Source organism: Enhygromyxa salina, from assembly GCF_002994615.1.
Lineage (GTDB): Bacteria > Myxococcota_A > Polyangia > Nannocystales > Nannocystaceae > Plesiocystis > Plesiocystis salina_A.
In genome coordinates this window covers 18,153-27,948 of sequence record NZ_PVNK01000187.1, presented here as the reverse complement: position 1 = coordinate 27,948, position 9,796 = coordinate 18,153, and the positions used below count along the sequence as shown (strand labels likewise).

9 protein-coding genes are annotated in these 9,796 nt (G+C 69.9%); 2 read left to right on the top strand and 7 right to left on the bottom strand.

The annotated features are described in order from the left end of the window. Window positions 1-2,189, bottom strand: a 2,189-nt coding sequence (locus ENSA5_RS21820) for a Tex family protein (protein WP_106393616.1), incomplete at its 3' end; no start/stop codon positions are given. A 153-nt stretch (window positions 2,190-2,342) separates the two neighbouring features. Here ENSA5_RS21820 and ENSA5_RS21815 point away from each other — a divergent pair. Both ENSA5_RS21815 and trhA read left to right on the top strand, forming a co-directional pair. Beyond that, entirely contained in the window at window positions 2,343-3,155 is an 813-nt protein-coding gene (locus ENSA5_RS21815; RefSeq protein WP_106393615.1) for a sterol desaturase family protein, read from the top strand. 57 nt (window positions 3,156-3,212) lie between these two features. Further along, window positions 3,213-3,872, top strand: a complete 660-nt coding sequence (gene trhA / locus ENSA5_RS21810; RefSeq protein ID WP_106393614.1) for a PAQR family membrane homeostasis protein TrhA — start codon at window positions 3,213-3,215, stop codon at window positions 3,870-3,872. A gap of 134 nt (window positions 3,873-4,006) precedes the next feature. Here the strand turns inward: trhA and ENSA5_RS21805 are convergent, their stop codons facing one another. The 6 genes from ENSA5_RS21805 to ENSA5_RS21780 form a co-directional block, all read right to left on the bottom strand. Beyond that, a complete protein-coding gene (locus tag ENSA5_RS21805; protein WP_106393613.1) occupies window positions 4,007-4,888 on the bottom strand; it encodes an alpha/beta hydrolase in 882 nt (293 codons plus the stop codon). Window positions 4,889-4,978: 90 nt separating this feature from the next. After that, complete coding sequence (locus ENSA5_RS21800; protein ID WP_106393612.1) at window positions 4,979-5,944, bottom strand: hypothetical protein; 966 nt, start codon at window positions 5,942-5,944, stop codon at window positions 4,979-4,981. A 175-nt stretch (window positions 5,945-6,119) separates the two neighbouring features. Continuing rightward, window positions 6,120-6,689, bottom strand: a complete 570-nt coding sequence (locus tag ENSA5_RS21795; protein WP_106393611.1) for an ATP/GTP-binding protein — start codon at window positions 6,687-6,689, stop codon at window positions 6,120-6,122. Window positions 6,690-6,909: 220 nt separating this feature from the next. Next, window positions 6,910-7,899 (bottom strand): class I SAM-dependent methyltransferase, encoded by a 990-nt coding sequence (locus ENSA5_RS21790; protein ID WP_258182960.1) that lies wholly within the window; start codon window positions 7,897-7,899, stop codon window positions 6,910-6,912. Continuing rightward, the gene (locus tag ENSA5_RS21785; RefSeq protein ID WP_258182959.1) at window positions 7,896-8,969 is read right to left on the bottom strand and encodes a radical SAM family protein; all 1,074 of its coding nucleotides are present in this window, start codon (window positions 8,967-8,969) and stop codon (window positions 7,896-7,898) included. The genes ENSA5_RS21790 and ENSA5_RS21785 overlap by 4 nt, the downstream gene beginning before the upstream one ends. Next, window positions 8,966-9,709: a radical SAM protein gene (locus ENSA5_RS21780; RefSeq protein ID WP_106393610.1), complete on the bottom strand. Its 744-nt coding sequence runs from the start codon at window positions 9,707-9,709 to the stop codon at window positions 8,966-8,968. The genes ENSA5_RS21785 and ENSA5_RS21780 overlap by 4 nt, the downstream gene beginning before the upstream one ends. Window positions 9,710-9,796: the final 87 nt, after the last annotated feature.

Sequence of the window (9,796 nt, the reverse complement as noted above, 5' to 3'; positions counted from 1 at the left end):
CCCTTGTCCCGCCCCCGCCCCGCGTCGCGCTTGGCCGTGAGCCCGATCCGCTTACGCTCGAGATCGACGCTCAACACCCGGACCTTCAGCTTGTCGCCGACCTTCACGACCTTACGCGGATCATCGATCCACTTGTCACTCAGCTCGCTGATGTGAACCAGCCCATCTTGATGCACGCCGACATCCACGAACGCCCCAAAGTTAGTCACGTTGGTAACCACACCCTCGAGGGTCATGCCGACCTCGAGATCGCTAACCTCATGGACGTCGTCGCGAAACTGCGGAGCCTCGAACTTCGCCCGGGGGTCACGGCCGGGCTTTTGCAACTCCGCGACGATGTCGCGCAGGGTCGGCTCGCCGACCGAGTCGTCGACGTAGCGGCGGATGTCGATACGCTCGACCAGCTTCGCGTTGCCGACGAGCTGCGCGCTCGTGACCCCGAGGTCGGCGGCCATCCGCTCGACGAGGGCGTAGCGTTCGGGGTGGACGGCCGAGCGATCGAGGGGCTCGGAGCTCTCGCGCACGCGCAAAAAGCCCGCGGCCTGCTCGAAGGTCTTGGGCCCGAGCCCGCGGACCGAGTGGAGCGCGGCCCGACCCTCGAACGCGCCGCTGCGCTCGCGGTGGGCGACGATCTCCTTGGCCAGCGAGTCGCCGATCCCGGCCACGTAGCTGAGCAGCGGCGCGCTCGCGGTGTTGAGCTCGACGCCGACCCGGTTGACGCAGCTCTCGATCACCTCGTGGAGCTTGCGCCGCAGCAAGGTCTGCTGGACGTCGTGCTGGTACTGACCCACGCCGATCGACTTGGGATCGATCTTGACCAGCTCGGCGAGGGGGTCCTGGAGCCGCCGGGCGATCGAGATCGCTCCGCGCACGGTCAGGTCGAGGTCGGGGAACTCATCGCGCGCGATCTCGGAAGCCGAGTAGATGCTGGCCCCGGCCTCGCTGACGCTGACGACGATCGGGCGCGCGCCCTCGGCGAGCTCGAGCCCGGAGACCACCCGCCGGGCGAGGGCCTCGGTCTCGCGCCCGCCGGTCCCGTTGCCGACCGCGATCGCCCCGGGCTTGTGGCGCTGGATAAAGGCGGCGAGCTCGCGCGCGGCCCGGTCTTCGTTCCTGACCGGGAAGATCGTCGCGGTCTCGATGAACTTGCCGGTCGCGTCGACGGCCGCGCACTTGCACCCGGTCCGGAGGCCAGGATCAATGCCGACCACGGGCACGGCCCCGAGCGGCGCGGCGAGCAGCAAGTTGGCCAGGTTGTCGGCGAAGACCTCGACGGCCTCGCGGTCGGCCCGTTGCTTGAGCTCGACGCGGACGTCGATCTCGACGCCGATCCCGAGGCGCCCGCGCACGGCCTTGTCGATCGCCGCGCGGAGCTCCTCGGCGAAGGGCGAGGCGGCGTCGACCTTCATCATCGCCTCGAGCCCGGGCTGGACCAGCGCAGGCTCGACCCGGATCGCCGAGCGCAGCACGCCCTCTTTCTCGCCCCGCCTGATCGCCAGATAGCGGTGCGAGGGGATCTTGGCCGCGGGCTCGGCCCAGTCAAACCAGTCGGCGAATTTGTTCGGGGCCTCGACGTCGACGCTGGGCATCGCGCGGGTCTCGAGCACGCCGCGTTTGGCGTAGTGCTCGCGGACGGCCGCGCGGGCCTCGGGTTGCTCGACGACGGCCTCGATCACGATGTCGCGGGCGCCCGCGAGCGCGGTCTGGGCGTCGGGCACGTCGAGCTTGGGGTTGACGAACGCGACGGCCTCGCGCTCGGGCGCGCCGTCGCGCGGCTGGGCGAGGATCCGGGCGGCGAGCGGAGCGAGGCCCCGCTCGTGCGCGATCGTGGCCTTGGTCCGTCGCTTGGGCTTGAACGGGAGGTAGAGATCCTCGAGCGCCTGCTTGGTGGTCGCCGCGCGGAGCTTGGCCTCGAGCGCGGGGGTCAGCTTGGCCTGGTCGCGGATCGACGAGAGGATCGCCGCGCGACGATCCTCGAGCTCGACGAGGTAGCCGCGGCGCTCTTCGATCGCGCGGATCTGGACCTCGTCGAGGCCACCGGTCGCCTCTTTTCGGTAGCGCGCGATGAAGGGCACCGTCGCGCCTTCGGCGAGCAGGCCGACGACGGCGAGCACGCCGCTTGGCGGCAGCTTCAGCTCTTCGGCGAGGGTTGGGACGGGGTCGAATTGTTCGCGGGTGGCGGCGGACATGGGCGGCGTCGGGCGTGCTGTCTACGGCGTCGATCCTGAGATTGCAAGCGCTCGCGTAGCTCGCCTGCGTGCCCGGGGGTCACCTACGAGCTGAGCTCGCGCGAGGCCCTCGATCAGCTGTGCAGCGCGGCCGAGCCCTGCTACTTTCGCGCCATGCTCGACCACGAGATGGACTGGCTGATGTGGGCGAGCATCGTCGGTGCATCGATGCTCGTCGGCGTGGCGGTCTTGTGGATCGTCGCGGGCTACTACCACGTCCGCTACTACGTGCGCCGCGGTCACGAGCCCGAGACCTGGAAGTGTCAGCCCAAGCGCTTCCTGCGTCCGGACCAGCAGCGCCAGGCCGCGATCCTGAGCACCATCAACCTCAGCATCGGCGGCTTCGTCTCGGGCAACCTCGTCTACGCGTACCTCCAGGGCTGGGAGCTGCCCAAGCTCTACACCGAGGTCGCCGACTACGGCTGGCTCTACACCCTCGGCAGCACCGCGCTCTTGTTCGTGCTGATGGACGGGCTGGCCTACTACACCCACCGGGCCATGCACCTCAAGCCGCTGTTCAAGCGCATCCATCGCTACCACCACCGCTACATCGCGACCTCGCCCTTCGTGGTCGTGGCCATGCACCCGCTCGAGCTGCTCTCGCTTCAGGCCGCGACCTTCCTGCCGCTGTTCGTGATGCCCTTTCACGTGGCGTCGGTGATCGTCGTGCTCGGCTACGTGTTGGTGTTCAACATCATCGATCACTCGGGCGTGCGCCTGGTCTCGCGGATCCCGTGGCAGGGGCCGAGCATGTACCACGATGATCACCACGTGTACTTCCACGTGAACTTCGGTCAGCACCTGATGTTCTGGGACCGCATCCATGGCACCTTGCGCCGCGAGGGGCGTCGCTACGGCGTCGACAACTTCGGCGGCAAGGGCAAGCCGGGCGCAGGCGGCAGCGAGGACTTCGTCAAGTACCCTTGAGTGACCCCGAACTGGGGGCGGAGCCCGGCTGCTGAGCAGAGCTCAGCGCACATCATCATGCTCGAAGAAAAATTTACTCCGCGCGAGGAGCTGGCCAACGCGGTCTCGGCTGGCGTCGGGATCTTGCTGTCGATCGCCGCGCTGATCGTGATGACGGTCTCGGTGCTCGGCCAGGGCGCCCTGCACGTGACGAGCGCCGTCGTGTTCGGCGCCTCGCTCATCGCCTTGTACTTCACGTCGATGCTCAACCACGCCCTGCCGGCCGGGCGGGCCAAGGAGTTCTTCCACATCGCCGACCTCGCCGCGATCTACCTGCTGATCGCCGGGACCTACACGCCCTTCACCCTGGTCGCGCTGCACAACCGCACGGGCTACATCATGTTTGGCGCGATCTGGAGCCTGGCGCTGGTCGGCACCGTGCGCAAGCTGCTCAAGCCCAACGACTTCGAGACCGGCGTCGACAAGCTCTCGGTCGTGTCCTACGTGGTGATGGGCTGGATGGTCATGGTCGCGCCGGCCGAGGTCATGGCGGCGGTGCCCGGGGCTGGGCTGGTGTGGCTGATCTTGGGCGGGCTGTCGTACACGGTCGGGGTCGTGTTCTTTCAGATGAGGAGCGTGCGCTATCACCATCTGATCTGGCATCTGTTCGTGATCGGCGGCAGCGCCTGCCATGTGATCGCTGTCCACGAGTACGTGCTGCCGATCGCGCTGCCCTGAGCCCTCAGCTCAGTCGTGACCGGGGGGAGCTGCCAGACTTCGCCGCGCAGCGAGCCGCGTCATCACGCTCGCGCGGGCACAGCAACAGCAGGTCGTCGCGCGGGGGGGGAGTCACGGCCACGGCGAGCTCGGCTTCAGGCGCGCTCGAGCAGCGCGCGGAGCTCGGCGAGCATCGGCGAGAAGGAGTGCCTCACCCCCGGGTAGGGATGGAGGGTGATGTCGTAGCCGAGCTTGGCGAGCGCCTCCACGGCGGCCTCGGACTCGATGAAGCTGACGGTGGTGTCGTCGGCGCCGTGGAGCGCGACGATCCGGAGCTTGCGGGCAACCTCGTTCGCGGGCTGCTTCGGCCACAGCGGCGCGGGCAGCCACCCGGCGACCGGGAACGCGGCGGCGAACTGCTCGGGGTGGCTGACGGCGAGGCCGAAGGTCAAGATCCCGCCCTGGGAGTGGCCCGTGATGATCGGCTTGCCGACGGTCGGCCGGGCCTCGGTCAGGGCTGCGATCGCGTCGGCGACGGTGTTGGACCGAGCTTCGATCTGGGCTGACAGCTCGGCGAGCTGCTCGGCGCTGGCCTGGGCCTCGTTGGCGGTGATCGAGAACCACCGGGCGTGGCCGGGCGGGTCGACGGCCTCGGTTCCGCGCAAGAAGATGAAGCGCGCGGGTGCGTCGTAGGGCGCGGCCGGGTGCTCGGCGTCGCCCGGATTTTGGAGCAGCGCGGCCTCCATCAGCCGCGGGAAGGCGCCGTTGCCGTGGAGCGCGACGACCATCGGGAGCTCGGCGTCGGCGTCGGCGTCGCCGGTCACGACTTCGAGGTAGTGGACGCCTGCGATCTGCTCGAGCTCCAGCTCGGGCTCGGGCCAGCGTTCGGGCTCGGGTTCGGGCTCGGGGTCGACCGGCGCGGGCTCGGCCGCGGGGGCGGGGCGCGGCGCGGGCTCGCTCGGTTGCGGCGCTGCCCTGCAGGCGCCCGCAAACATGACGACGAGGATGGCTCCGATCGTGGCGCTCGCGTGCCTCACGGGCCGAGGGTCGCACGACGGCACGCGCGCGACCAAGAGCTGCGCGAGCTCTCGTCCAAGACGGTGCTCTGCTGACCCCGCCGTCGAGGGTCAGCCGTCGAAGACCTGATCGAGGGTCGCGTCGACGGCGAGTGATCGGGCCGCGTCGTACCAACGCTCGAGCGTCTCGAGGTCGCCGCAGGTCTCGATTCGCCCGCGCTGCGCCCCGCTCAGGGCGAAGCCCCTCAGCCCGAGGACGTCGACGAGCGCCCGACGAAGGGTCAGGATCTGACCGATGCGCAGCCCTTCTTGGCGCCCTTCTTCACGGCCATGATTGAAGCTGTAGCCCTCGCGCTCCATCTCGGTGAAGGTCTCGAACCGACCTTCGTCGAGTTCGCCACGCTCGCGCAGCTCCTCCATGGCCTGTTGAACGACGGCGGTGGGGGCGATCGACATGACGAGCACAGTGTAGCGCCGGCAACTCGCGGAATCGAGTGTCTGCAGCGCAACCAGTGCGGCCCGGATCCCGGCCACCCGAGCGGAGAATGGCGAGTCTTCGCGGGCGTGGTAGACGGCGCCGAGGATCGTCTCCAGCGGCCGGCGGCGGGCCTCGTCTGCGTCGTCGATCAGCTCGATCTGATCCGGTTCGAGAAAGACCAGCGGAGGCGCGAGTAGCGGCGCCAGCTTCTTGCGCATCCGCTCGCGTAGTCGCGGGTTGGGTGCGACCACGACCACCACCGCCTTCGCACGGGACTCAGCCGCGAACGCGGCTTGCAACAACGCCCAGATCCAGCGTTTCTCGGGGTCCCAGCTGAGTTGAACCTCGAAGACCCAAATTACGAAGATCCGGCCATCGAAGGTGTGAACGACCAAGACGAGGTCGGCGGAGCTCTTGCGGGCGGCCCGGGCCAGGCCAGAGACCTCGACGCTCGGGGTGCGCTCGTGGATCTCTGCGACCTTGGCCAAAGAAATCTCTCCTGCGGCGCACACGATCTTGGCCAGCGCGCGCCGGGGCATGTTTCGAAGGAGCTCGACGAGGCTCTCGTGGGCGCTGGCGAGTTGCTCGAGTTGGGCCATCGCAGCTCCTACTCGCAATCGGCGGGCCAGGGGTGAATTCAGTCATTACGACAATTTAGAACGAAGGGCTTCGCGCTGAGTGGCCCGGCAGCGGGTCGCTGGCCCGCTGCCGAGCCACGTTCGATGCATGACCAGGCCGCCAAGCATCACCCGGCTCGACCCGGTCGCCGAGGCATCATGGCGTGAGATGAACGCGGAGCCTCGCCGCCCGAGCCTCGACCGCGCCGGGTCCTATGCGAACCACCTCGTGGCCCGCCTCGCCATACATCCGCTCGAGTCGCTCGTTGATCGCCTGCGCCTCGGCGATCCGCCGCTCGACCGACTTGCCCCAGCGCGGCCGCTGGAGCGCGGGCATGACCTCGAACAAGAAGACCCGCGCGTAGCGGGCGATCGGTGTCCACGCCGGGCGTGGACCACCGCTGTTGCGAAGCAGCATCTCGATCGGATCGAGGTAGCCACGTTCGAGGATGTCGCCGGGCTGCGCGGACCCTTCGATCGCGCGCTGCTCCTCGAGGACCCGCTCGGCGAAGGCTCGTGGACGGCACATCGGGCACGAGTGCTCGGGATCTTCGATCCGCGTGAAGCCGCGATCGGGCGGGTGACCCGCGGTCCGATCACCCCAGGAGGCCAGCGCGCGCAGGTGGGCCTCGCCGTGGATGCGTAGCCCGTGGTGCTCGCGCAGCCACTCGAGCGTCGTGGTCTTGCCGCAGTCGAAAGCGCCGGTCGCGATGTAGACGGGGACCATCAGCGGACCGTGAGCTGGGCGTGCAGGCCCCGTTTGGGGGTGCGCTGGGCGGTGGAGGCCGAGGTCTGGGACGGGTCGTCGCCGGCGCAGAACAGGGCGGGGCAAAGCTGCAGCTGGGCGGGGCAACAGCCCCGCGGGCCCACGAGAGGATGGCGAGCATGGGGATGACGCTCGCGTTGGTGTGCGAGGTGATCGGCGAGGTCTGGATCGAGCCGCCCTTTCACTCGAACCACCACAGACTCCCGGGCCCGCGCCGCACCGCGCAGCCGAGCCCGCGAGCCGCCCGGTCGACGGCCGCGATGACGCCCGGGTGACTCTCGGCGTAGTCGTGGCCCGCGAGCACGCCCCCGGGGCGCAGCTTCGGTCGCCAGGCGGCGATGTCTTCGGCGACCGCGGCCTCGTCGTGGGACGCGTCGAGGAACACGAGATCGACGCTGCCGCGCTCGAACCCGGCCGCGGCCTCGACCGAGGGCACCCGCCGACGCTCGACCCGAACCCCGAGCGCGTCGAGGTGGGCGGCGAACTCGGCCTCGACGTCTCGAGCAGCGAGCAGCTCGCGGTAGGCCGCGTCGAAGCGATCGCTCGAGCCCGCCCAGGTGTCGACGCACACGAGCCTCGCGCCGCGAGCGTGGCACAGACGGGCGATGTACGAGGTGCTGCGCCCGAGCCAGCAGCCGACCTCGACGACCACGCCCCGCGCCGCGCCGCTCGGGTCGAGCGCGCGCTCGACCACGGCCCGGTAGGCCATGCCCTCGGCCGGCCGAAGCCACCCCTCGGGCAGCGCGTGCTTGGCGATCGTGAACACCGCCCGCAGCGCGCCGAGCTTGGCGCGCGGATCCACGAAGCGATACTCCTTGGGCCGGAGGCGCTCGAGCGCGGCGGCTTCGTAGATCAGCAGCAAGGGCGCATCGATGACCGCGAACTTCTTCAGCGAGGTCGAGCGCTCGGGCTCGGCCTCGCCGTCTCGATTCTCCTGCGGCGTGGTCGCGAGGATCACGTCCTCGTGGGCGATCGCGGGATCGTGACGCCAGCGCCGGTCGCCGGGGTAGCCGGCGCGGTCGGTGCCGTGGGCGAGGATGCGCTCGAGCTTCTCGCCCTCGCTCGCCCGCAGCAGCACCGGCTCATCGATCCCGGCCAGCTCGAGCTCGGTCAGGACATCGGCGAGCATCAGCAGGTTGTCGCCGAGGTAGGGCAGGGCGGCCCGGATCACGCGAGGGCCTCGCTCGGCGGCGGCCCGAGCACGCCGTCCCACGGCTGCCAGGTCGAGGCCAGCCTCGCGTTGGGGTGAAAGATCAGCTCATGGATCAGCCCGGGCATGGTCTGCTTGGTCCGCTCGAGCTGGCCGAGGTCGGCCTCCTCGAACACCACGTCGATCCCGCGGCGGCGCCAGACCTCGACGTAGTAGTAGTACCCAACGATCTGCCGCTGAAATTCGAACTCGGGATCCTCGCTGATCTGATCGAGGAGCGGCTCGAGCTGGGTGCGCCTGCGATCGCTAAACGCGACGACGAAGTTCTCGGCGACCGAGCTGCGATCGACGTGCATCAGCTGACGAAAGATCACGTTGTCGACCCCGATCGACCCGGCGAAGTCGAGGTAGGCGCGGATCTTGTCGAGCGAGTCGACCGCCCGCTCGACCAACACGCACGAGAGCCGCACGCGACAGCCCCCGCGCGCGGCCGTGGCCACGACCTCGCGGAGCTGCTCGAGCTCGAGCCCCTCGCGGAACACCATCAGCCGCGCGTTGTGCTCGTGGTCGGGGTGGGCGCGGCTGATGTTGAGGTGCTCGACCCCGGCGTCGACGATGTGGTCGATGATCCGCCGGCCCTCGCGGACATCGAGGAGGCCCGAGGCGTTGGTCGTGAGCGAGCGACGCTTGGACGGGTAGCGCTGCGCGAGCGCGAGGATCCGGGGCAAGCGCGGATCTTTGCTGGGCTCGCCCCCGGTGATCGAGATCGTCGGTCCGAGCGGGCGGAGGGCCTCGAGCGACGCGGCGAGGGCGGCGAAGTAGCGCTCGTCGTCGGGCTCGACGCTGCGCTGACGCTCGAGCGCGCGCCCGCGCGAGGCCGGGCGCAGCTCCTCGACGCAGAAGCGACAGCGGGCGTTGCAGACCTGGGCGCTGTAGACCGAGAAATTGGCGTTGGCGTAGATCGAGCGCGGCTGGCCCCACAGCTCGAGCTCGATCGCCTCGCCGGCTGTGCTGGTGGCCTCGAGGTCGAAGGCCTCGCTCTTGCGGCGGCGAAGCTCGGGCACGAAGCCGGCCGCTTCGCGCTCGTTCATGGCAGCACCCGCATGGCCTCGGACCGGCCGACCAGGTCGGGCCCGTGGGTCTCGCCGTCGGGGTTGACGAGCGTGAAGTTGGTCCCGACCACGAAGGGGGCGTCCCAGCCCTCGCGCTCGGCGGCGAAGCCGTAGGCCTGAAGGTGAAACACGTTGGCCAGCTCGATCAGCCCGGCCTCGCGGACGGCCTCGATCACCCAGGCGTCTTCGCCGGGGGCGTCGCGTCGGAGGCGGACGTTGAGGACCAGCTCGCGCTCGTCGCCGAGCTCGCGCAGCGCCGCGCGGATGTCGGCGGCGAGCGTGAGCAGCTCGCGATCCTGGGCGAGGAGGTGGTGGTTGATCGAGAGCTTGATCGTCAGGGGGGCGCCGAGCCGCGCAAGCCAGCCGCGCAGCTGCTCGGGCGCGCGCGGGACGACCACGCCGTTGGTCACGATCACGACCCGAACACAGCGGGGCTCGGCCCGGGCGAGGTCGACGAATTCGAGCAGCTGGGGGTGGAGCGTGGGCTCACCGCCCTCGAGCTGGACCTCGAACAGCCCGGCGCCCGGGAAGCACGCGAGGTAGTCCGCGAGCGAGAGCCAGGTCTGGCCGCGCGGCGACGAGCAGGTGCTGCACCACGGGCACGCGCGGTTGCAGTGGTTGGTGGTCGCAACGTAGACGCGGTGGGCTCGGGCCGCGCTCGGGCGGTCGCGGGGCAGCGCGCCCGTCAGCGTGCGATTCTGGGGCCTCAGCTCGACCATGTTCGCGGCGACCTTAGCACCTCGTGCGCGACGCGAGGGCGAGGGGCTGCGTGTCTCGAGGCTCGAGCCTGGGCGTGTCGTGCGAGT